General features: G+C 39.9%; 1 protein-coding gene. It reads left to right on the forward strand.

What is annotated here, in order from left to right; translation table 11 throughout:
- Positions 1-91 precede the first annotated feature (91 nt).
- Positions 92-306: hypothetical protein (locus tag JEM65_RS22630; protein ID WP_233530806.1), on the forward strand; the 215-nt coding region annotated here is incomplete at its 3' end.

Genomic DNA, 306 nt, shown 5'->3' on the forward strand with positions numbered 1-306 from the left:
TGATTAAGCCACCATCTATACGGTGGCTTTTTTACATCTGATGTCTAGTGTCGCAAAATTGTCGCATGAAATTTTGTGTTAGGTGAGAATCGTGCAAAAAAACTATCCTCTCTTCATATCAGTAAGCATCTTTTTAGTAAGTTTAGGTGTTGTATTTCACTTCCAACGGGCGGTGTTTTGGACAGCTCTCCCTTCGTTGATCGCTCTCACAGGCGTAGCTCTTACTATGTGGATTGGTTTAGCGCAAAAGAGGATGGATCTTCAACATGCAGAAAAACTAAAAATCACAGAGATTAGTTTTCAGGT

Source organism: Gelidibacter salicanalis (assembly GCF_016469035.1).
GTDB lineage: Bacteria > Bacteroidota > Bacteroidia > Flavobacteriales > Flavobacteriaceae > Gelidibacter > Gelidibacter salicanalis_A.